This is a genomic window from Pseudomonas sp. NPDC090755 (assembly GCF_044769005.1).
Taxonomy (GTDB): domain Bacteria; phylum Pseudomonadota; class Gammaproteobacteria; order Pseudomonadales; family Pseudomonadaceae; genus Aquipseudomonas.
Window position 1 is genome coordinate 1 of record NZ_JBIVXC010000024.1, and the last position, 21,962, is coordinate 21,962.

General features: G+C 64.0%; 24 protein-coding genes. 10 read left to right on the top strand and 14 right to left on the bottom strand.

The window, feature by feature from the left end; translation table 11 throughout:
* Positions 1-277 precede the first annotated feature (277 nt).
* The 4 genes from ACIQUS_RS24385 to ACIQUS_RS24400 all read right to left on the bottom strand — a co-directional run bounded on the left by ACIQUS_RS24385 (position 278) and on the right by ACIQUS_RS24400 (position 4,181).
* Positions 278-1,624 (bottom strand): MFS transporter, encoded by a 1,347-nt coding sequence (locus tag ACIQUS_RS24385; protein WP_403052755.1) that lies wholly within the window; start codon positions 1,622-1,624, stop codon positions 278-280.
* Between the two features lie 69 nt (positions 1,625-1,693).
* Entirely contained in the window at positions 1,694-2,626 is a 933-nt protein-coding gene (locus ACIQUS_RS24390; RefSeq protein ID WP_403052758.1) for a 3-keto-5-aminohexanoate cleavage protein, read from the bottom strand.
* A gap of 47 nt (positions 2,627-2,673) precedes the next feature.
* On the bottom strand, positions 2,674-3,462 hold the full coding sequence (locus ACIQUS_RS24395; protein ID WP_403052761.1) for an SDR family oxidoreductase: 789 nt from the start codon (positions 3,460-3,462) through the stop codon (positions 2,674-2,676).
* Positions 3,459-4,181: a GntR family transcriptional regulator gene (locus tag ACIQUS_RS24400; RefSeq protein WP_403052764.1), complete on the bottom strand. Its 723-nt coding sequence runs from the start codon at positions 4,179-4,181 to the stop codon at positions 3,459-3,461. Before ACIQUS_RS24400 ends, ACIQUS_RS24395 begins: the two co-directional genes overlap by 4 nt.
* 57 nt (positions 4,182-4,238) lie before the next feature.
* Here ACIQUS_RS24400 and ACIQUS_RS24405 point away from each other — a divergent pair, with 57 nt between their 5' ends.
* Complete coding sequence (locus ACIQUS_RS24405) at positions 4,239-5,672, top strand: hypothetical protein (protein WP_403052767.1); 1,434 nt, start codon at positions 4,239-4,241, stop codon at positions 5,670-5,672.
* Between the two features lie 4 nt (positions 5,673-5,676).
* Here the strand turns inward: ACIQUS_RS24405 and ACIQUS_RS24410 are convergent, their stop codons facing one another.
* The 7 genes from ACIQUS_RS24410 to ACIQUS_RS24440 all read right to left on the bottom strand — a co-directional run bounded on the left by ACIQUS_RS24410 (position 5,677) and on the right by ACIQUS_RS24440 (position 11,657).
* The gene (locus ACIQUS_RS24410) at positions 5,677-5,901 is read right to left on the bottom strand and encodes a hypothetical protein (protein WP_403052770.1); all 225 of its coding nucleotides are present in this window, start codon (positions 5,899-5,901) and stop codon (positions 5,677-5,679) included.
* 75 nt (positions 5,902-5,976) lie between these two features.
* Positions 5,977-8,355 (bottom strand): TonB-dependent siderophore receptor, encoded by a 2,379-nt coding sequence (locus tag ACIQUS_RS24415; protein ID WP_403052773.1) that lies wholly within the window; start codon positions 8,353-8,355, stop codon positions 5,977-5,979.
* A 64-nt stretch (positions 8,356-8,419) separates the two neighbouring features.
* A complete protein-coding gene (locus ACIQUS_RS24420; protein ID WP_403052776.1) occupies positions 8,420-9,367 on the bottom strand; it encodes a FecR domain-containing protein in 948 nt (315 codons plus the stop codon).
* Positions 9,364-9,873, bottom strand: coding sequence for a sigma-70 family RNA polymerase sigma factor (locus tag ACIQUS_RS24425; protein WP_403052779.1), 510 nt, complete (start codon positions 9,871-9,873; stop codon positions 9,364-9,366). The genes ACIQUS_RS24420 and ACIQUS_RS24425 overlap by 4 nt, the downstream gene beginning before the upstream one ends.
* Before the next feature lie 112 nt (positions 9,874-9,985).
* Positions 9,986-10,321, bottom strand: a complete 336-nt coding sequence (locus ACIQUS_RS24430) for a DUF2790 domain-containing protein (RefSeq protein WP_403052782.1) — start codon at positions 10,319-10,321, stop codon at positions 9,986-9,988.
* A gap of 77 nt (positions 10,322-10,398) precedes the next feature.
* A complete protein-coding gene (locus tag ACIQUS_RS24435) occupies positions 10,399-11,151 on the bottom strand; it encodes an anti-sigma factor family protein (RefSeq protein WP_403052785.1) in 753 nt (250 codons plus the stop codon).
* A complete protein-coding gene (locus ACIQUS_RS24440) occupies positions 11,148-11,657 on the bottom strand; it encodes a sigma-70 family RNA polymerase sigma factor (RefSeq protein WP_403052788.1) in 510 nt (169 codons plus the stop codon). Before ACIQUS_RS24440 ends, ACIQUS_RS24435 begins: the two co-directional genes overlap by 4 nt.
* A gap of 131 nt (positions 11,658-11,788) precedes the next feature.
* Here ACIQUS_RS24440 and ACIQUS_RS24445 point away from each other — a divergent pair, with 131 nt between their 5' ends.
* From ACIQUS_RS24445 to ACIQUS_RS24460, 4 genes are all read left to right on the top strand, one after another.
* Positions 11,789-12,835 carry a catalase family peroxidase gene (locus tag ACIQUS_RS24445; RefSeq protein WP_403052791.1) on the top strand — a complete coding sequence of 349 codons (1,047 nt, stop codon included), beginning with the start codon at positions 11,789-11,791 and terminating at the stop codon, positions 12,833-12,835.
* Complete coding sequence (locus ACIQUS_RS24450; RefSeq protein ID WP_403052794.1) at positions 12,832-13,386, top strand: cytochrome b; 555 nt, start codon at positions 12,832-12,834, stop codon at positions 13,384-13,386. The genes ACIQUS_RS24445 and ACIQUS_RS24450 overlap by 4 nt, the downstream gene beginning before the upstream one ends.
* 81 nt (positions 13,387-13,467) lie before the next feature.
* Positions 13,468-14,691 (top strand): MFS transporter, encoded by a 1,224-nt coding sequence (locus ACIQUS_RS24455; protein WP_403052797.1) that lies wholly within the window; start codon positions 13,468-13,470, stop codon positions 14,689-14,691.
* A 57-nt stretch (positions 14,692-14,748) separates the two neighbouring features.
* Positions 14,749-15,297, top strand: a complete 549-nt coding sequence (locus ACIQUS_RS24460; RefSeq protein WP_403052800.1) for a cupin domain-containing protein — start codon at positions 14,749-14,751, stop codon at positions 15,295-15,297.
* A 387-nt stretch (positions 15,298-15,684) separates the two neighbouring features.
* On the opposite strand, the gene ACIQUS_RS24465 is transcribed toward ACIQUS_RS24460, so the two are convergent.
* Positions 15,685-17,175, bottom strand: coding sequence for a DASS family sodium-coupled anion symporter (locus tag ACIQUS_RS24465; RefSeq protein WP_403052803.1), 1,491 nt, complete (start codon positions 17,173-17,175; stop codon positions 15,685-15,687).
* 363 nt (positions 17,176-17,538) lie between these two features.
* Here ACIQUS_RS24465 and ACIQUS_RS24470 point away from each other — a divergent pair, with 363 nt between their 5' ends.
* The 5 genes from ACIQUS_RS24470 to ACIQUS_RS24490 all read left to right on the top strand — a co-directional run bounded on the left by ACIQUS_RS24470 (position 17,539) and on the right by ACIQUS_RS24490 (position 21,215).
* A complete protein-coding gene (locus tag ACIQUS_RS24470; protein WP_403052806.1) occupies positions 17,539-17,871 on the top strand; it encodes a hypothetical protein in 333 nt (110 codons plus the stop codon).
* Between the two features lie 253 nt (positions 17,872-18,124).
* On the top strand, positions 18,125-19,549 hold the full coding sequence (locus ACIQUS_RS24475; RefSeq protein WP_403052809.1) for a PAAR domain-containing protein: 1,425 nt from the start codon (positions 18,125-18,127) through the stop codon (positions 19,547-19,549).
* On the top strand, positions 19,546-19,938 hold the full coding sequence (locus tag ACIQUS_RS24480; RefSeq protein ID WP_403052812.1) for a hypothetical protein: 393 nt from the start codon (positions 19,546-19,548) through the stop codon (positions 19,936-19,938). Before ACIQUS_RS24475 ends, ACIQUS_RS24480 begins: the two co-directional genes overlap by 4 nt.
* 370 nt (positions 19,939-20,308) lie before the next feature.
* On the top strand, positions 20,309-20,707 hold the full coding sequence (locus ACIQUS_RS24485) for a hypothetical protein (RefSeq protein ID WP_403052815.1): 399 nt from the start codon (positions 20,309-20,311) through the stop codon (positions 20,705-20,707).
* Between the two features lie 85 nt (positions 20,708-20,792).
* A complete protein-coding gene (locus ACIQUS_RS24490) occupies positions 20,793-21,215 on the top strand; it encodes a group II truncated hemoglobin (RefSeq protein ID WP_403052818.1) in 423 nt (140 codons plus the stop codon).
* Here ACIQUS_RS24490 and ACIQUS_RS24495 read toward each other — a convergent pair.
* Entirely contained in the window at positions 21,206-21,508 is a 303-nt protein-coding gene (locus ACIQUS_RS24495) for a hypothetical protein (RefSeq protein ID WP_403052821.1), read from the bottom strand. The genes ACIQUS_RS24490 and ACIQUS_RS24495 overlap by 10 nt on opposite strands.
* Before the next feature lie 137 nt (positions 21,509-21,645).
* The gene (locus ACIQUS_RS24500; protein WP_403052824.1) at positions 21,646-21,834 is read right to left on the bottom strand and encodes a hypothetical protein; all 189 of its coding nucleotides are present in this window, start codon (positions 21,832-21,834) and stop codon (positions 21,646-21,648) included.
* Between the last annotated feature and the right edge of the window lie 128 nt (positions 21,835-21,962).

The window sequence follows — 21,962 nt, forward strand, 5'->3', positions numbered from 1 at the left end:
GGCATTGCTCCCGCCGGGGCGCACCGAAGGGCCATCCATGGCCCTGCGGTGCTTGCAGGCCATCCATGGCCTGCACCCGGCTACGCAATACCTCCGCTCAGCCTCCTGAAGGGACGAACCGTGTCGTCTGGACTGGCTATGTACGAAAGGCAAAGGCAAAGGCAAAAGCGAAATCGGAAAGCCGAGCCCACACGTCGCTCTGCTTTTGCTCCTGCCTCCTGAAGGGACGAATCACGGTGTCTGGCCTGCCGATGAATTAAGAGCAAAAAGCAATGTTTCACGCCGACTGCCGCTGCGCCTCATTCAAGGCACTGCCCTTGCGCACCTGCTGCTCATGCCCCTGACGCAACCGCAATGCCACCAAGGCCGCCACCACCAGCAACACGGCGATGAACTTCAGGCCGTTGGTGGCAGTACCGGTACTCTGTTCGATCATGCCCATCACCGACGGCCCGAAGAAACCACCCAGCAGCCCGCAGGAGTTGACAAACCCCAGCCCGCCAGCCAACGCGGCGCCTTTGAGTCGCGACGCCGGGTACAGGAAGATGATCGACTGCACCACGAAGAACATCAGCGCCGAGAGACAGAAGCCCAGCAGGCTGATCACCGGCCCTGCCTGCGAGGCAATGGCCAGGCCAAGGGCCATGGTCAACAAGCCCGTCACCAGGATCCGTCGCGCCCGCAGGGCATTACTGGCAAAGCGTGGCAGCAAGACGGCACCGGCCGCCGCGGCCAGCCACGGCAAGGAAGTCAGGAAGCCGATCTGCACCACGCTCAGGTCACCGTACTTGCCGATGATGCCCGGCAAGAAAAAAATCACCGTGTAGATCGTGATCTGGTGACAGAAGTAGACGAAGATCGCCAGCAGGATCTGCGGGGTCAGGCATTGCTTGAGCGAGTGCCCGCTGTGCCCTGCACCCTCCTCGGCTTCGCTGGCCAGTTGCCGCTCGATCTGCTGTGCTTCGGCTGCGCTCAGCCAGGGCGCCTTGCTCGGCCGGTCCGGCAGTTTCTTCCATACCACGTAGGCGAAGAACACCGCCGGCAGGCCTTCGAGCATGAACATCCACTGCCAACCATGCCAGCCCAGCATGCCATCCATCTGCATCAACGCCGCCCCCAGCGGACCACCGATGATGTTGGCAAAGCACACGCCGAGCAGGAAGTAACCGGTGGCGCGGGCCCGTTGCTCACGGCCGAACCAGTAGGTGAGGTAGAGCATCACCCCGGGGAACAGACCGGCCTCGGCGATACCCAGCAGCAGGCGCAGCACGTAGAACGAGGTCTCGCCCTGGACGAAGGCCATGGCGGCCGAGATCAGGCCCCAGGTCACCATGATCCGGGCGATCCAGAAGCGTGCGCCGACCTTGTGCATGATCAGGTTGCTGGGCACTTCCGACAGCGCATAGGTGAGGAAGAACAAGCCGGCGCCCAGTCCATAGGCAGCGGCTGAGATACCCAGGTCGACATCCAGTTGATGCTTGGCCAGGGCGATGTTGGTGCGGTCGAGGAAGCTCAGTACATAGGCGGCGATCAGCAACGGCATGAGTTTGACGAACAGCAACCGGTTGAGGGTCGCCGCATCGCGGGGCACAGTCGGTTCTTCGGGCATTGTTGTAATTGTCATGGCACGAATCTCTATGTGGCATCAGCGGTGGGAGTCCCCCGGACGCCGGGTCCGGGGCGGGCGCACAAGCTAGAAATCGACTTCGTAGCGACCCTTGAGGTCGAGCATTTCCCGCGCCTCGTCGGGCGTGGCGACGCGTCCGCCCAGGGCTTCGATCACGGTGCGGATGCGCTTGACCTGGTCGGCGTTGGACGCGGCCAGTTTGCCCGGACCGTCCCACAGCGAATCCTCAAGGCCGACGCGCACGTTACTGCCCATGGACAGGCCCATGGTGCCCAGCGGGATCTGGTTGCGCCCGGCACCGAGGATGGACCACTCGTAGGCATCGCCGAACAGCCGGTCGGCGGTGCGGCGCATGTGCGCCAGGTCTTCGGGGTGGCCACCGATGCCGCCGCGCAGGCCGAACACCGACTGGATGAACAGCGGTGACTTGAGCAGGCCGCGCTGGAGGAAATGCGCCGCGGTGTAGAGGTGGCCGATGTCGTAGCACTCGATTTCGAAGCGGGTGCGGTTCTCGGCACAGGCGTTGAGGATGTAGGCGATGTCGCGGAAGGTGTTGCGGAAGATGCGGTCGTCGCTCTCGGCCAGGTAAGGCCGCTCCCAGTCGTGCTTGAACTCGGTGAAACGGTCGAGCATTTCGTATAGGCCGAAGTTCATCGAGCCCATGTTCAGCGATGCCAGTTCCGGCTTGAGCTGGGCCACCGGTTGCAGGCGCTCTTCCACGCCCATGGTTGGCGCGCCGCCGGTGGTGATGTTGATCACCACGTCGCTCTGGGCCTTGATCTGCGGCAGGAACTGGCGGAACAGCTCGACATCCTGGCTGGGCCGGCCGTCATACGGGTCACGGGCGTGCAGGTGGACGATGGCGGCCCCCGCCTCTGCCGCGCCGATGGCCGCGTCGGCGATTTGCTGCGGGGTGACCGGCAGGTGCGGCGACATGGACGGCGTGTGAATGGCGCCGGTGACGGCACAGGTGATGATGACCGGGCGTTGCTTGGACATGCGTATTCTCCGTTGTTGTTCTTGGCGAGAAAGCAGTGCAGTGCGGTTCAGAGGTATTCGACGTTGCCATCCACGCTGATGGCCTGGCCGGTGATGTTGCGGGCGGCGGGTGAGCAGAGGAACAACGCGGTGGCAGCAACGTCTTCGGCGCTGACCATGCGCTTGAGCGAAATCTTCTTCAGGTACTCCTCGCGCATCTGCGCTTCAGGCACACCCACTTGCGCGGCGCGGGCGCGAATCACCCCGTCCATGCGCGGGCCTTCGACGATGCCGGGGAGCAAGGCGTTGACGCGGATATCGCTTTCGCCCAGTTCAGAGGCCAGGGATTTCATCAGGCCGACGATGGCCCACTTGGTCGCCGCGTAAGGCGTGCGCCAGGCATACCCCAGGCGCCCGGCCACCGAAGCGATGTGCAGCAGGTGGGCCTGTGGCGAGTCCTTGAGCAGCGGCACGGCATGGTGGGCGAAGCGGTACTGGGCGGTGAGGTTGATGTCGATGGTGCGCTGCCAGTCCTCGTCGCTGATGGCGTCGATGCCGGCGGTGGGCCCGGCGATGCCGGCGTTGTTGACCAGCACATCGAGACCGCCGAACTGTTCGCGCTGGACCTTGAACACCGCCTCGATCTGCGCCGCATCCGCCACATCGGCACGGGTGGCGACAGCATCCGGGTAGCGATCACGAAACGCCGCGATCGCCGCTTCGCTGACATCGCAGACATGCACCCGCGCGCCCGCTTCGAGATAGGCCGCCGCCAGGACTTCGCCAATGCCGGCAGCGCCGCCGGAGATCAGGACGCGCAAGCCCGGGTAAGGTGTCAGCCGATTGAGAACGCTCATGCTTTTTTCACTCCAGTGACAGACGACCGCGCACGGTCGTTGGTGACGAGCAGGCGCGCCAGGGAATCGGCGGCCTGCATGATGTCGTCGGTGACCGCCGCCCGGGCTGCGGCCGCGTCCCTGGCCGCCAGCGCCGCAACGATGCGGTCGTGGGCTTGCATGGAGCGTTGCAGGTGGCTCTTGTCCGGGGCCACCAGGGCAAAGCACGGGCCCATGTGCAGCCAGAAATTCTCGACGGCGGCTACGGTCAGCTCGGCCCGGGCCACGGCGTAGATGCGCCGGTGAAAGGCAAAGTTGCCCCACAGGTAGGCCGGTACGTCGACAGCGTCGACGGCGGCCTGCATCTGCTCGCACAGGTCGGTGATCTCGGCAAGGTCGGCGGCGCTGAGCAAGGCCACCGCTTTTTCCGCCAGCTGGCCTTCGAGGGCCACCCGCGCATCGCGGATCTCGCGCAGGCGCTCCGGGGTCATGACCCGCACCCGCAGACGGGAGGTTTCGGTGACTTCAAAGGCGTTTTCGGCGCTCAGACGATGCAGGGCTTCGCGCACCGGCATGGGGCTGGAGCCCAGGGCTTCGGCCAGGCCGCGGATGGTGAGTTTTTGTCCTGGCTGGAAGCGGCCGCTCATCAGCGCTTCGCGAATCTGCCGGTAGACCTGGTCTTGCAGGGTATCGCGGGATACCTGGCGCAGGGTCGGCAACAAGATCGGACGATCTGTCATGGGGAATGGCCTGTGTTGTCGTTCTTGTGGTTGAAAATATGTGATCACAAATCAAATATGTCAAATAATTTTCGTCCACACCACTACACTTCAACCTACCCCTCGGCCATCCAGGCAGCCGCGATCATGGCCCCGATGCGCTTCGCCGCCCTGACCCTCCTGTTGCTGAACGGCGGCCCGTCGGCGCTTGCCTACGAATCGGACTTCCATTTCGGCCTGACCTACTGGCTGGCCGTGCAGGCCGGCTACGACCATCGGCAAAGCCACGACATCGCCCGCGGCGACGAACTCACCGACACCGGCCTGCTCGACGCCAAGCACGCGATCATCTGGCAGCTGTGCATCCGGCGTAAGGAAAACGCCAGCAAGCTCACCCGCTACCTGCACTTTCGCGCGCAACAGCCGCCACCGGCGCTGCCTGATGCGCGTCCGGTCGCTCATGCTGCCCATTTTGCCGAGGGGCAGATCAAGAGCGTGGTCGCCGAAACCGGCCACGGCACCGAGGAACACCTGCTCAAGTTCGGCCAGGCATTGCATGGCCGGCAGGACGCCTTCTCCCACCAGGGCGTATCGCAGACGCACTGGCCCTGCCCCGACCAATGGGTCTGGACCCATGCCGTGGATCGCGGCGGCGCCCTGTCGCACCATGCCGACCGCACCTATGCCTATCCCGAGCAGTGCCTCGATGCGGCCAGGTCCAGCTATGACTGGTTGCTTCGCTACCGTGAGACGATGAACCTGCCCACCTCCCCGAAAACGTTTTCAGCGCTTGAACCGCAGGTACGAGATTTCTGCAGGCGCCAGACGCGAACCGGCAAGCACCAGTGGCTCACCGCGCAGACGGTTCCCCAGGCACGGGCGATTGCCGGCAACACCAGCCTGTCCGATGGCGAGCAGAGCTTCTTCGGTAGTGCGCCCATCGACTTGCGCCCCTCTGCACCTCAATCCGATAGCGTCGCAAGTGCGGTTCCGGTCTACGAACGCCAGGTAACCGGTTCCAGCTTCGACGGCGAGGCCGACGCGCTGTTGCAGTCGGTGCTGGGCGACCTGGCGATCGAGTCGTCCGAACCCGCCAGGCAATGGGCCAATGCGTTCATGCAGGCCTGGCTGGCGACGCCGGCGGAGCACTTGCCACAGGCCATGGCACCTTTCTTTGGAGGACGCGTCCTGGCCTTCGAGGATCAACCCATCGACCGACTGCTACGCCTGCGTATGAACGACCGTGGTCTGGCGGACTCGAAAGACGTCCCACCGGGGAAATTCCTTGGCACCGCCCAAGGGTTCGTCACGGCCGAAGCGACTGCCTGGCAGTCCCTGCTGGTACCGCCCAGGGGACAGAAAATCCCGGCCCTGGTGGGCAATCTCGAGGATGGCAGCATCGGCCTGATCGCCGTACTCAGGCGTGCGCCCAATGCCGTGTTGATGCTCAAGGCCACACCTGCCGGCCAGGGCTATGCGAGCGATGAGCTGGAGGTACAAGTGTTCCACTAAGCGGCTACGGGGACCGTGCCATGACTGCGGTGATGCAGGCAAAGGCAATGCTGCGGCACTCGTCATCACAGGGAAAGTACAGCTGCACCCGGCCGCAGTGCCAGTCAACACTGCGCACCACCCCCGCCTGGGTGTCCATCACCCCATGCTCGGCCGGGAAGCAGCCGTACAAAACCACGGCGTCACCCGGCTGGTACAAACGCAGACGCTCTTTATTGTTCTCGTCCATGGCAACAAGGCTCCGGCCTGGGTATCGGCATCTTCGCCAACACCCGGCCACAGCGCTACTGACAAAAATGCCAGGTCACAGCCCCAGCGTCGCCGACACCAGCCAGGTCCGCGGCGTGGACAGGGTCAGCCCCGGGGCGCTGTCCGAGGAGGTGGCGGCCGAGGCCCAATAGGTGGTGTCAAGCAGGTTTTCCACGCTGGCGCGCAGGGTCACGTCGTGGTCAGCCACCTTGAAGGCGTAGCGCGCGCCCAGGTCGTAGCGCTCCCAGTTGTCGATACGCTGTTCGTTGGCCTGGTCCAGGTACTGGGCGCCGGTGTGGATGGCGCGGGCCGTCAGGGTTACGCCCGGCAGGCGCTCGACATCCCACTCCACGCCCAGGTTGGCATTGACCACCGGCGCCCCGGTCCCCCGGTTGCCGTCGAACAGCCCGTCGGTGGTACGGGTCTGCTCGCTGTCGAGCAGCATCACCCCACCGAGCAGGCGCAGGCCGTGCCGGGGCTCGCCGAACAGGTTCAGCTCCAGGCCCTGGTTGCGCAATTCGCCATCGGGCTTGAAGTTGTTCTGGTCATCGAAGATGTAGGCCGGCTGCTCGATACGGAACAGGCTCAAGGTCGCGGCGAAATCGCCCAGGTCGTATTTGGCGCCGACTTCACCCTGCTTGCTGCGGTACGGCGCAAACACCTCGTTGGCATTGTTGGCCGTGGTCGGTGCGGTTTCGCCCTGGCTCAGGCCTTCCATGTAGTTGGCGTACAGCGACAGGCGCTCGCTGGCCTTGAACACCAGGCCCATGGCCGGCGAAGTGGCCCGCTCGTCATAGCGCTGGGCATCGCGCACACCGTTGCTCCAGGTATCGACCTCGACACGCTGCAGGCGCGCCCCGAGGGTCAGCAGCACACGCTCGTCGAACAGGCTCAGGGTGTCGGCCAGGGCGACGCTGGTGAACAGGTTCTCCGTGTGGGTGCTGGTATCGAAGCGGTTGGGCCGCAATGGGTACGGCAAGGTAACCGGGTCATAGAGATTGCTGTTGCCCGCCGGGAAGCGCTCGCCGGCGTTGTCGAACTCCATGTAGAAGCGGTTCAGGCTCAGGTTGAGGGTGTGCCCGACCGGCCCGGTGTTGAACCAGGCGCGGCTGCCGAGGGTGAAGGTCTTCACCTCTTCGTCCCGACGAAACGCTCGCGGCAGCACGCTGAAATTGCCCGCATCGTTATTGACCTGCACCGCATGGCGAAGGAAGTCGTACTCGCCTTTGCGTGCGCCGGCTGCGGCATAGACCATCAGCGAGTCACTGACATCGAACTCGCCACGCAGGGCACCGTAGGTGTCGGTGGTGTCGGCGTAGGTCCAGGGCTGGGCGAAGTTGTGCTTGATGTCTTCGGCTTCGGGCATTTTCACCCCGCTGCGCACTTCGACCCGCTCGATCGGGGCATCGGCATGGCGCTCGGAGCGACCCAGGTCCAGGGACAGGCGCACACGCTCTTCGCGCAGGTCCAGTCCGATACTGGTGGCCTCGCGCTCCACCTGCTGGTGATCCCACTCGGTATCGCCCGACTGGCGCACGCTGTTCAGGCGCACGCCGAATCGCTGGTCTTCGCCAAAACGCCGGCCCAGGTCCACATGCCCGCCGAACTGCCCGGCCGAGGCAAAGCTGCCGGTGAACTCGGTCACAGGCTCGACCCCGGCACGCTTGGGCTCGATGTTGATATTGCCGCCGACGCTGCCACGAGGAACGATGCCGCCCAGCAAGGCACCCGGTCCCTTGAGGATGTCCACCCGTTCGACCATCTCCATGTCGATGGAGTACGTCGGCAACACGCCGTACAGGCCGCCGAAGGAAACGTCACTGTTGAACAGGCTGAAGCCACGAATGGAGAACTGTTCGAACCGCCCGCCCATGGGGTTGGTGGTGCGCACCGAAGGGTCGTTGGCCACCACATCGCCGAGGGTCCGTGCCTGCTGGTTCTTCACCGTGGTGCTGGTGTACGACGTGAGGTTAAAGGGTGTGTCCATGAAGTCCTGGCTGCCCAGCAGGCCTTGGTCACCACGGCGGGCCACCTGGCCACCGGCGTAGATCTGCGGTTCGCCACTGCCATCGGTGCTGGCGTTGATCGAGGTCAGCGGCAACTGGTGCGCCGCGCCGTCCACCACCGGTACCAGGGTGTAGCTGCCCTCGCCCACCGGCTGCAGTTGCAGACCGGAGCCTTGCAGCAACCGGGCAAAGCCTGCTTCCACGGCAAAGTCACCGTTCAAGCCGTCGCTCTGGCGCCCGGCCAGCAACTGCGGGTCCACCGACAGGCTGACCCCGGCCTGCCCGGCGAACCGGTTGAGCGCAGCGCTCAGGCTACCGGCCGGCACCTGGTAGCTACGGGACTCGGCCCAACTGCCGGGGCTGACACACAGCCCCAGCAGCAGCCCGGCATTGATCAGGGACACACGCGCATACTTCACCACAGCCATGGAACACTCTCTTTTTCGTTCACCTGCTGTGGATGACACGCGAGCGCGAAAAAGGGGACAGGCTTCATGCAGATTCTTTTCGCGCGACCAGGGTGGTCCAGTAGCGGGTGCGCGACTGCACCGCGACCGGCAGGCTGGCGGTGAGCAAGGCAAGGATGCGGTCGGTGTCGTCGAGCTGGAAGGTGCCGGTCACCCGCAGCGCCTCCAGCGCCGGCTCCCAGCGCAGGACGCCCGGGCGATAGCGCGAGATCTCGCGCAAGAACTGCCCCAGTGGCTGGTCGTCGACACTGAGCATGCCATCGCGCCAGTCCGGCGCACGGGGATCGAAACGACCCATGGCGCCGCTGCCATCGGTGTACAGGGTCAACTGGTCGCCGTATTGCAACGCCAGCGCCATGCCCTGGGCCGGTCTCACCTGCACCATGCCCTGCAGTACGCCGATGCGGCAACGGTCGGCGTCGCGACGCAGGCACACCTGCGCCTGCCCGACCGTGACCTGGCCCAGGCCGAAGTCCACGGTCAGCGGTTGCGCGCGGCTGACGCTGAGGGCGATTTCACCTTCGACCAGCGTCAGGCGATGCTGCTCCAGATCCAGGTCCACTGCGGTTGCCGTGTTCAACTGCAACACGCTGCCATCGGCCAGGCGCACGCCGCGCCGCTCGCCCACCGCGGTGCGCAGGTCGGCGCGCCACACGGCCAGCGGCAACTGCTGGCTCAACAGCCAGCCGCCCGGAACCAGTAGCGCCAGGGCCAGGCCACGCTTGAGCAGGGTGCGTCGACTGGCGGCTGGCCGGTCCAGGCAGGCCATGGCCAGGGTCGGTGGCACGGTCTGCAAACGCTGGCGCAAGCCTTCGGCACGCTGCCAGATCTGTTCGTGACGGGGATCGGCCGCACGCCAGCGCTCAAGCCGTTGCAGGTCGTCGGCACTGGCACGGCCCGAGTCGAGCAACGCCAGCCAGCTCGCGGCAGTACGCGCCAGCTGGCGCGCCTCAGGATGACTGGCACGGATCATGGTTCGACCAACAGGCAGTGTTCGTAGGCCTGGGCCATGTAGCGTTTGACCGTGCGTTCGCTGACCTGCAGGCGCCCGGCGATGTCCGCATACCCCAGGCCTTCGAGTTGCGACCAGAGAAACGCCCGCCGCACCTGGGGCGCCAGGCCGTCGAGCAACTCGTCCAGTGCCTGCAAGGTTTCCAGCAACAGCCAACGCTGCTCCGGTGAGGGCGCCAGGGCTTCAGGCAGGGCGGCCAGGGCGTCGAGGTAGGCCCGTTCAAGGCTGCGCCGCTTGTGGAAGTTGACCAGCAGGCGCTTGCCCACGGTCAGCAGGTAGGCACGCGGTTCACGCAGTTCCTCCAGCACCTGGGGGCTGGCCAGTACCCGCAGGAAGGTGTCCTGGCTGAGGTCGGCGGCATCCCAGCGATTGCCCAGGCGCCGCTGCAACCAGCTTTCCAGCCAACTGCGGTGGTCACGGTACAGGCCATGCAAGGTCTGCTCGGAAAGGGCCACCGCTTCGCTCATGTCAATGCACCTGCACGGGAAAGGAATCAAATGAGATTGATTCTAATTAATACCCGTGTACAAACCAAGTGCCTTGCACAGCGGCGATCCCTCGTCGCTGCGCAGAGGATGGCTATCGTGTGGCCTGGAAGCGTGGGCACTGCCCTTCCAGCCGGTAACGCATCGTGACCAGTTGCCCGGACGAATCCTCATAGGTCATCAACATCGGCGCCGCTTCGCAGCCGCGGGCCATGGGGGTCTGTTCGACAAGCCGGGCGACATCGACCGATGTGCCATAGCGGTAGTCCTGAACAGCAGGGACAGTCTTGCCGGTTCTTGCCGCATAGGCCTGCACTGCCTGCTCATGGGCAACCAGACGCGCATCCTTCACTTCCGGTGCCGAGGCCAGCGCGCTCTGGCCGGCCAGCAGCAACAGTGCTGCCACAACCAAACCTTGCTTGCGCTTCATTTCCGCGTACCTCACAGGTGATGGAACGAACTGCTGGGTCAAACAGCTTCGAGCTTACGCCTGCATCGGAAATGGAGCTACAAGGCAATATCCAGCACCTGACGCAGTTGTGCGCCACGGCTGTCGGACGCAGCGCTGACCAGCGCATAGTTGTAGTCCCCATGCGACCAGTAGCGCGCCTGCAACGGCCCCTCGGTGCGCTCGCCGCTGGGCATGCGTGCATAACGTTCACCCGGTGAGCGCAGGAACAGGCTGACCCGCTGGCCCCGGGCATCTTCAAACACCAGCAAGGCAGCCGGGCCCTGCTCGTTGCTCAGCAACCGCGCGCCCAGCGGGGTAAAACCGTAGGCCGACAGGTCCGGCAGCGTGCCGACATGCTTAAAATGCTCACCCAGCCAGGCCTGTAAGCGCGCCGGGTCGCGCGCGCTGAGGTCCAGGGCGCCGGCATCGGCGAACAGTTTGTGCGCCTGCACGGCATCGGCCATGGGCGGGTTGGCAGCCAGCAGGCGCGCTTCGCGCATTTGCCAGCCACCCAGCCCGCCGAGCCCCAAGGTCAGCAACAGCACGGCGGCGTTGGCCCAGCGCCGCTGCTGGCGTCGACGCAGCTCCCGGCGCACAGCGTCAGGGTCCAGCCGGGGGTTGGGCGTCTGCCCGGCAAAACCGGACAAGGCTGCACGCAGGTTCCGGGCATCGCGGCGCCAACCATCGACCCGCGCCGCCTGCTCGGGGTTGGCGGCCAGGTACAGCTCCACCGCCCGGCGGCGCGCAGGCTCCAGGCGCTCGTCAACATAGGCGTGAAGCTCTTCTTCGCTCGGGATCAACTGACTCATTTCAACCTCCGCAACGCCGCAGGCGCTGCATTGCCTTCGGCCAGCTCGCGTAGCGCCGTGCGCGCCCGCGACAAACGTGACATCACCGTGCCAATGGGTACTTTCAGGGCCTGGGCGGCCTCCTTGTAGCTCAAGCCTTCGACGCTGACCAGCAACAGCAAGGCGCGCTGTTCCACCGGCAAACGGGCAAAGGCCGCCAGGCCCGACTGGGCCAGGACAATGTCCTCGGTGGCGTTGCCGGCCTCCTCGCCCCGTCCGAACCAGGCCAGCCAGCGCGCATGGCGCCGCTCCCGGCGCTTGCCGTCGATAAACTGCCGGTAGAGGATCGAAAACAGCCAGGCGCGCAGGCTGTCCTGGCCGCGCTGCTGATCGCGCCGGCTCAAGGCGCGCTCGACCGTGGCCTGGACCAGGTCGTCGGCGCTGCTGGCCTCGCGGGTCAACCACAGGGCGAAGCGGCGCAGGCGCTCGAGCATCTCGCGTAATTGGTCGTCGTCTAGTTCGTTCATTGCCAGGGTCTTGGCCTGTAGGCGATCAGTGTACGAGGCAGACGCCCGAACGTTGAAAATATTCCACGCTGTGGGAATAAATCTGCGCGCCCTACGTCGTACCGGCTCATTCACTGACCCGGATCGCCGCCATGAGTTCTCCGTTGCACGGCCGCCCCCGCCTCCTGCGCCTGGCTGCCATCGGCCTGGGCCTGGGCGCCCTGGCCGCAGGCTTTGCCTATGCCGCCGGCTGGATAGGCGCTGAACGCCTGACGCCCAAGCGCCTCATCGACACCTTCGAAGCCCAGGCCGGACACTTTCCCGGCTACCGTAAGAATCACGCCAAGGGTCTGTGTGTCAGTGGCTATTTCCAGGGCAACGCGCAAGCCGCCCCATTGTCCCGCGCGCGGGTATTCAGCCAGCCGCGGGTGCCGGTGATCGGCCGCTTCGCCATCGGTGGCAGCAACCCCTACAGCGCCGACACCAGTGTGCCGACCCGCAGCCTGGCGCTGCAATTGAGCAGCGATGATGGCCAGGTCTGGCGCACCGGCATGAACACCCCGCCGGTACTGGCGGTAAGCACCCCTGACGCTTTCTACCAGCAGGTGCTGGCCATGACCCCGGACCCGGCCACCGGCAAGCCGGACCCGGCCCGGGTCCAGGCGTTCTTCGCCGCGCACCCGGAGAGTGCCGCCTTTCGCCAATGGGCCAAGGACTACAAGGCACCGAACAGCTTCGCCAACGCCAGCTACAACAGCATCAACGCCTTCGCCCTGGTCGATGCCCAGGGCAACCGCCACTACGTTCGCTGGAGCCTGCTGCCACAAACGCCGTTTGCCGCCCTGCAAGGCCAAGTGGATGACCGCGATTTTCTCCAGCACGACCTGCACCAGCGCCTGAGCCAGGGACCGTTGCGCTGGACCCTGCGCCTGACCCTGGCCGCAGCGGGGGACCCTGTCGATGACCCGGCGCAGCAATGGCCAGCCGAACGACACAGCATCGACGCCGGCACCCTGGTGATCGAACAGGTCGATGGCCCCGAACAAGGCGCCTGCCGCGACCTCAATTTCGACCCGCTGATCCTGCCCACCGGTATCGAGCCGTCGGCCGATCCGATCCTGGCTGCCCGTTCGGCGGCCTATTCCGAGTCATTCAACCGCCGCAGTCGCGAAGCCACCGCATCGGGAGCACACCCATGAGATCCGTACCTGTTGCCTTCCATCCCCTGGCGCGCCTGCTGCACTGGCTGATGGCGTTGCTGATCCTGGCCATGCTGTTCGTCGGTGTGAGCATGGTCGCCGACCTGTCGCCGCGCCACACCTTGCTGGTCAGCCTGCACAAGGTCATCGGCCTGGCCCTGTTGCTGTTGGTGCTGGTGCGCATCCTGCTGCGCCTGACCCTGCCCCATCCGCCGCTGCCCAGTGACCTGCCAGCCGTGCAGCGCCTGGCGGCCGGCGCCTCGCACTGGCTCCTGTATGCCCTGATGCTGGCCATGCCCCTGATCGGCTGGGGCATGCTCTCGGCAGGCGGCTACCCCCTGCCGCTGCAACTGCCCGCCCTCCTGCCCCACGACCTGCACCTCTATGCCCTGCTGCGCAAGGCCCATGGCGTGCTGGCCTACGTGCTGTTCGCCACCGTACTGATTCACCTTGGCGCGGCGCTGGTGCATGGCCTGGTACGGCGCGACGGGGTGCTGCGCAGCATGTGGCCCGGCCCGCTTGGAAACGATCAGGCAAACAGCAGCCATTGACCCTCGCCATCAACGCAGCGTCCTGTCGCCCGCTGTTTTCCGGCACAATGCCAGGCTCGCCTCAACTGCCTCGGATAGCCCATGAACAGCGCACAGGATCCTGCGAAACTTTCCGCAAACGTCGAAGCCGGCTTCGACCTGCGCCCGCTGGTGGTCGCCAATATGGCCTGCACCATGGCGATGATGGCCTTCGTTTCCCTGATCGGTCCGATCGCCCGCACCCTGGGCCTGGCCACCTGGCAGGCCGGGGCGGCGGTGACGGTGGCCGGAGTGATCTGGATGCTCCTGGCCCGCCCGTGGGGCCAGGCCAGTGACCGTCTTGGTCGACGTCGGGTGCTGTTGATCGGCACCGCCGGTTTTACCCTGGCCTACTGGGTCCTGTGCCTGTTCATCGATGTGGCCCTGCACCTGCTGCCCAGTGCGACCCTGGCTTTCGCTGGCCTGATGCTCGGACGCGGCCTGATCGGCGCGTTCTACGCGGCGTTGCCGGTGGGCGGCGCGGCACTGATTGCCGACAATGTCGCGCCAGAGCACCGCGCCCGAACCCTTGCCTCCCTGGGCGCGGCCAACGCGGTCGGCCTGGTGCTGGGCCCGGCCTTGGCCGCCTTGCTGGCGCGCTACAGCCTGAGCCTGCCGTTCTATGCTATGGCCGTGTTGCCGGCGCTGGCCTTTGTGGTGCTGCTGCTCAAGCTCAAGCGCCAGGAACTGCACCTCAAACAGCCGCCACGTCCGGTGCGACTGAGCGATCCGCGCCTGCGACGGCCCCTGCTGGTGGCGTTCGTGGCCATGCTCAGTGTTTCGGTGGCGCAGATCACTGTCGGCTTCTTCGCCTTGGACCGTCTGGGCATGGGCCCTGCGCAAGCGGCACAAACCGCTGGCATGGCCCTGACCCTGGTGGGTGTGGCGCTGATCCTGTCGCAGATGCTGGTGCGCAAACTGCAGTGGCCGCCATTGCGCATGATCCGCGTCGGCGCCAGCGTTTCGGCACTGGGCTTTGTCGCCTGTGCCTTTGCCGACAGCGCCGCACTGCTGGGAACCTGCTTTTTTATCGCCGCCGCCGGCATGGGCTGGGTATTCCCGGCTTTCTCGGCACTGGCGGCCAATGCCATGGACGCCAGCGAACAAGGCGCCACGGCGGGCTCCATCTGCGCGGCCCAGGGGCTGGGCGTGGTCATCGGACCGCTGGCCGGCACCCTGATCTACGCCGCCGATCCACGCTTGCCGTACCTGATCGTCGGCGCCTTGCTACTGCTGGTGGGGCTGTGGCCTCAGCCATCGCCTCCATCCGTACAGACGGGCCGCTAAAGGCTGAAATAATGTGCTTTAATGCTCCGCCCAAAATTATTGACACATAAGGCGGCTATGGACACGGGGACACGACTCAAACTGGTGCGTGAACGCAACAAACTCTCCCAGCGGGAGCTGGCCCGCCGTAGCGGCCTGACCAACTCGACGATCTCGCAGATCGAGCAGAACCGTGTCAGCCCTTCGGTCAGTTCCCTGAAAAAGCTGCTCGAAGGCATTCCCATGTCCCTGGCCGAGTTCTTCAGCTTCGACGAACCGCCGCGCGAGGAGCGTTTCGTATTCCGCTCCACCGAGCAACCTGACCTGGGCAACAGCGGCCTGCGCTTGCTGCTGGTCGGCGCCAGTGTTGAAGGCCGGCAGATGCGCATGCTGCGTGAACTCTACGCACCGGGTGCCGACTCGGGCGACGAGCCGATCGTGCACACCGAGGGTGAAGAGTGTGGGCTGGTGACCCGGGGCACCATCGAACTGCGGGTCGATGGCCAGGTGAGCATCCTCAACTCCGGGGATGGCTACTACTTCCCCACCACCCTGCCCCACAGTTTCAAGAACATTGGCCAGGACGAGGCAGAAATCATCAGCGCCAACACCCCGGCCAACTTCTGATCCTGTTCATTGCGGCTACGCAGCCCTTCGTAGCCGCTGCCGCCAGGCTGCGATCGGCCGTGAAACGGCCGCAAAACCTGACGACGTTGTTCTCGCTGTAAGCACGCGGTGTCTCGATGGCGACTGCTGCGCAGCCTCGTGCCTCGACAGCGGCAACACCACCCTCTGTAGCCGCTGCCGCCAGGCTGCGATCGGCCGTGAAACGGCCGCAAAACCTGACGACGTTGTTCTCGCTGTACGCACGCGGTGTCCCGATGGCGACTGCTGCGCAGCCGATCGCAGCCTCGTGCCTCGACAGCGGCTACACCGCCCTCTGTAGCCGCTGCCGCCAGGCTGCGATCGGCCGTGAAACGGCCGCAAAGCCTGTCGACGCCGCTCCCATGACGCCTACATCCAGCCCAGCCAGCGCCACCAGGTGGCGGCGAACACCAGCATCAGCACGTAGCCGATCAACGTCACCAGTACCCCGACCCGGGCAAACTGCCGCGCAGTGAAGGTCTCCGTCCCCAGGCACACCATGTTCTGCGGCGCATTGATCGGCAGGATGAAGCCATAGCTGACCACAAAGCCCAGCGCCATGGTCATGCCCAGCCGGCTGAAGTCCCCCGGCAAGGTCTGCAGCACCGCGATCAGGATCGGCAGCAACGCCGAAGTCAGCGCCGTGGCGCTGGCAAAGCCCAGGTGAATCAGGATCAAAAACGCCGCCAGGATCGCGAACACCCCCAGGGTCCCCAACTGGTCCAGCCCGGTGTGGGCCACCACCTGCGCCCCCAGCCACTGCCCGGCCTGGGTGGTGAGCAAAGTGGTGCCCAGGCTGATGCCGACACCGAAGACAATCACCGTGCCCCAGGGAATCCGCGCCTGCACGTCCTTCCAGGTCATCACGCCCAGGCGTGGCAACAGCAGGATCACCAGGCCTGCATAGGTGGTCGAGGTGGTGTCGAAGTGATGCAGCTTGCCCTCGGTCGCCCAGGCCAGCAGTAACAGCAGCGAAACCGCAAGCAGACGCTTCTGCGCCCCGCTCATGGGGCCAAGCTCGGCCAGGGTGCGGCTGACCGCTGCCTTGCCACCCGGGATGCTGTCGCTCTCCGGCGGCAGCAACTTGAGCACGATATAAATCAACACCAGCGACATGATCACCGCCCAGGGCGCACCGGCGATCAACCAGTCGATCCAGGACACCCGAGCGCCGAGCATCTTGTCCATGAAACCCACGGTCAGCAGGTTCTGCGCCGCCGCGGTCTGGATGCCGATGTTCCAGATACTGGTGCCCTGGGCGACGATGATCATGATCCCGGCGGCGATGTTGGAACGCTTGTCGACGCCAAACGCGGCAATCACCCCCATCATGATCGGCACCACACAGGCGCTGCGCGCCGTGGCACTGGGCACCACCAGGCTGAGCAGGATGGTCACCGCCACCGCCCCCACCAGGATGCGCCGGGTGCTGACGCCAACGCTGGACAAGGTCACCAGGGCGATGCGCCGGTCAAGGCCGGTATGGGTCATCGCCGCGGCAATGAACAAGGCACCGACCACCAGGGCCAGGGCACTGTTGGAGAACCCGGTCAGCGCCAGGCTGATGGCGGCCGACGAGCCATAGGTGACGGAAGGATCAGCCACGGTCGGCGCCGTGCCGAGCAAAAACGCCATGAGCGAAGTGATCATGATCGCACTGGCTTCGTACGACACCGCCTCGCTGATCCACACCACCACGGCAAAGGCCAGGATCGCCAGGACCCGCTGCCCCGCCACCGGCAGGTCGGCCGGCAACGGCAGCAACAGCACGCCGATCAGGGCGGCGATCCCCAGCAACAGGCCAACCGGAATCTTGATACCCGTGGATTGCGCACCCGGTGCGCTGGCCGACGAACTCATGGAAATCTCCCCGCAATGCATGAGTGACCATGATCGGTCACTTGCCACAGTGGCGAACTGATACGCATCAACACCGATAAAAGCCAGGATTGTCGGACAGAATGTAGTGCTAGAAAAAAATCACTACAAAACCTGTTGACGCCGTTCGTCGCCCCTTGCATGATGAGGCCGTCTCCCCGATCGGGGACACTGGCAAGGGTGTTCCAGGCAGCTCCAAGGATCCATGAGCTGTATGCGGATGGGTACTGCCCAAAAGGCAGCGTGTAAAAGCCCCCAGTTGTGACGCTGCTGTAGCAGCTTTCTTTCAACGCTACATGATGTGCGCCGAGTCTGAACTCAACTATTGATACTCCAGGGGGCTTTATGATGAATCTGAACAATCAACCGACTGTCGAAGAACTGGCCCGGCTGTTCGCCGCACGCAAGGACACCCTCGACAGCCACATTCTCTGGGTTTGCCAGGCCGGTGAAGTCCGCCTCGACAAACTGGGCACACTGACCGATGAAGCGCAGTTCGAGCAACACACCCCGAACATGCGCGCACGGTTGAAGATGTACCGCCGTGGCCAGGGCTACGTCGGCAAGAAGGCCGCTGCTGACACCCACTACGTCGGCCGCGTGCTGCAAACCCTGCAGAGCGAGTGGGCTGCACTGCAGGACAAGCCGGGGGTTGCGGTCATCGATCGCCTCTGCTGATAACCCATCGTGTAAACAAAAAGGCGAGCCCATGGGCTCGCCTTTTTGCTGTCCGGCTTCTACCGACCTGTAGGAGCGGGCTTGTCCCGCGATTGCGATTTGTCTGTTACACCGCATCGCGGGGCAAGCCCGCTCCTACAGATGACATTGCATTCTGAGAGTTGCGTAGGGCATTTCCGTTTCGATTTTTCCGGGTAGAAAGCTGTTTTTCGCATGCTAGGTTCCGGGCTTCACTTGCTCAGGGAATCAGTGCATGGCCTTCCGTATGAACATGAATGGCCGCGGCGCCGGGCTACATGGCGACCAGACCACCACCGGCGCTACCTGCCTCAGCAGTCAGAGCGCGCACACCCAGAACGGGGTCGGCCACTTGCGGTTGGGCGACGCCACCACGCCTTGTCCGCAGTGCGGTCAGGCCGGGAAAATTGTCGAAGGCTTCGCGGCCTGGCGCGTTGACGGGGTACCGATTGCCGTTGACGGTGCGCAGGTCAGTTGCGGTTGTCCTCCTGGTCGCAACCGGTTGATAGCGCCCGTGGGCGGTGGGGCTAGCGCTGCGCGAACCGCCAGCAGCGTTTCCGAACCGGCCCCTCAGGCGTTCAAATCACCTGCGTCGGCGCCTGCGTCCGGCGTCTCTTCCACGACTCGGCCCATGCCGGTCATGTCCGCCGCAGCGGGCACGCTGGAGCCTGGCTTCTATGTGGTGCCGCGCAGCATGTCCGGCCAGCAGGTACTGGTCCAACTCGGCGGCGAAACCCGTTACCTGGCGGCCCGGCTGCTCCGGCTTAACCCGACCTTTGCCCAGGGCTACAAGGCCGGCGAGCTGTTCGTCATTGGCGATCCGAATAACGGCACGGCGTGCACCCGGGAAGAGGCCGACCTGATGGCCGCCGCCGCCCAGGCTCGCGAAGTCCTGGCGCCACTCACCGAGGAAGAGGCCAACTTCATGGTCCGCTACCAGGGCGAGATTGCCGGTCTGCTCGGCGGGGCGAGCGAGTCGATGGGTGTCGGCCAGGCGATGCTCACGCAAGGGCTGCACCAGGTCAAAGGCACCTTGCACGCAATGGAGCAGCTGCATCAACGCTCGTTCATCACCCATGGTCATTTGAAAAGCCCGGAGTTTTTTGCCGAACGCCAGCAGTTGCTCCGACAACTGCATGGGCAGTTGAGAGGCTCCTTCCTCAATAAAGCGCTGAACCTTGGCAGTTACGAGGTGTTGCGTCGTGACCTGGGTATCTCGACCAAGAGTCTGGTGCATCACTGGAGTCGAGCCGGTGCGCCCGGGCAGATTCCCGGTTATGCCACGCACCTGGACCAGGTGGCGAAGACGGCGCAGTACCTCAAGTACGGGGGCTACGTCGGGGTTGCGCTCGGTGGTGGTGCATCGATGCTCAAGGTGCAGGAGGTGTGCCGTGCCGGGGAGACGGAGGAATGCAAGAAGATTCGGTTTACTGAGGCGGGGAGTTTTTCTGGCGGGCTTGGTGGTGGTACGGCCGGAGCCGTGTTAGGGACCTATGCATCGGTACTCTTATGTGGTGCCGTCGCAGTGGCTACTGGCGGAGTAGGTGGGGCTGTTTGCGGAATAGTCTTGGTCGGCAGTGGGTCGCTTGCGGGAAGTGTCGGCGGCGGCGCAGGTGGTGAATGGCTTGGAGAGCTTCTCTACGAGAAACTAAGTCCATGAGTGGGTTTTGGAGTTCCTGGTGGGCATTTGCTTTTATGCTTGCTCCCTTTGTGATCAGTCTGTCCGGTGTTGCGATGACCATCTACATCGCCCATAGCCGCAACTTCGAGGTCATGATAGCGAACCTTCAAAACAGCCTTTGGGTTACTCAGCAGGTCCCGATCTTTGGAACATCCAGCCTGAAATCGCGCTGCTATCTACTGGGCACAATCAGTGGCGCAATGCTCTATCCAAGGATCAGTGTGCGCCTAGGGGCATTCGATGAAGAGGATTTGCGTAACTTCCCGATCGACCTGCGACGCCGTTTGCTGGTAGCCGCCTGGCTGGTGATCATTGGATCGGCCTGGCTGTTCATCGGCTTAGGCTTGATCAAGTTATTTGCAGAATAGCTGATGCACGCTCATCCGGATCAAGTGACTTGGGCGGCGATATACCTCAAGTACAGCGAGGTAGCGCTCGGTGACGGTGCATCGATGCTCAAGGTACAGGAGGTGTGCCGTGCCGGGGAGACGGAGGAATGCAAGAAGATTCGATTTACTGAGGCGGGGAGTTTCGCAGGTGGCCTCAGCGGTGGAGCGGCTGGCGCCTACGCTGGAGGCTACGCAGCCTATTTATACTGTGGCATTGCAGCCGCTGCGACAGGTCTGATTGGGGGAGCCGTATGCGGTATTGTCCTGGTCGGAGGTGGTTCGCTTGCGGGTGGTTTAGGCGGTGGATCATTCGGGGAGATGCTAGGGGACTACATCTACGAGGCTCGAAGTGATTGATATCAGCACTTGGCCGCCGAGCATTGTGATCGCTTTCGGCTTGGCCCCTTTTGCAATCATGTTGGCTGGCATCGCAATGGGTGCTTATATTGCCTGCAGTCGAGATTTCAATAGCATGCTTGATGCGCTGCCAAACAGCCTTTGGCTCAAGCAACAAATACCGTTTTGGGGGACTACCAGCCTTAAAGCTCGCTGCTACCTCGTTAACACAGTCTGCGCAGCGATGCTGTTCCCGCAGCTCGGGATTCGTAGAGGATTGTTCAATGCAGACGAAATGCGCAATTTTCCAACACCTCTTAAACGTCGAATGATCGCATCTGTTTGGCTTACAACCATCGGGTTTGCCTGGATGTTCATTGACCTCGGGTTGTTCAAGCTATCTAGAGGTTGATAAGCCGTGCAACAAGACAGCCCGTTCAGCATTTCATTGCCTGCTGAACGGGCTACAATGCCCGCTTTCTTTCAAGAGCCCTGCCATGAACAGCCCCGCATTCGGCACCGGTGACGCCTCCTACCAGGCCGCCGGCGGCATCGACGGCCTGCGTCGTCTGGTCGATGATTTCTACCGGCTGATGGACCAGTCACCCGCTGCCCATTCAGTACGCCGGATGCACCCGGACAACCTGGACGCGTCGCGGGACAAGCTGGCGTGTTTCCTCAGCGGCTGGCTCGGTGGCCCGGCGTTGTTCAAGGAGCGCTATGGCCCGATCGCCATTCCGGCCTTCCATGCCCAATGGCCGATCGACGACTCCCACAGCGAAATCTGGTTGAGTTGCATGGAACAGGCTATCGCCCTGCAGGACTATTCAGCAGAATTCGCCGAGTACCTGCTGCGCCAGCTGCGCGTGCCAGCCCAGCGCATTGTCCAGGCCAGCCGCAACCGCCACGCTCAGGCCTGACGCCGCAACGGCGCCTGCTCCAGCGGCAGCAACCCGGTCAGCAACGCCCGGGCGCGGTCCACGCCCCAGGCCATGGCCCGGCTCATGGTTTCGCCCGGCCGGCTGTCGTAGTACTCCTCGACCATCGCCTTGCCATGACAGGTATAAATGCCGAGGAACAACTGCGTGGCACCGGTGCGTGACAGCCTGACCTGCACGTCGATGCTGGTGCCGTCGCTGAGCACCTCGTCATGGCTGCGGCTGTGCAATTGCGGGTCAGCCCACTTCCAGTAAGTCTCTTCCCTGATACGCATCGATTACCCCCTGTTGATAGCCGGACAAGTAAGACACAGCCGCGCGATTCAGGCTAACGCCGAATCTGCAACCCTTGAGCAAGGTCAATCAATGCATAAAAAAACCCGCCACAAGGGGCGGGGTGTTGAGAACCGGTTCACTTTTTCGCAGGAACCCTGGGCATGAATCGGCCCTTCTTGGTGCGCTGCAGGTGGCTGGGCTTGATCTGGTCCGAATCGTCCAGGGTCATATGGGCAAAGCCCAACTGGAAGGCTGCCTGACCACAACGTACCTGGCTGTTGATTGGAAATTCGTCGCCGTTGTCTTCGATGTAGGAAATGCTCATACCCCGTCTCCCTCCAACAACGAGCCGGTACCGGCAAACACATGATTGCCCGGAAAAATACCGACCCAAGTGCTCCTGAGACTAGCCGGTCATTTATGGACCGCACGGGCAAAAAGCCGAAAGGCCGA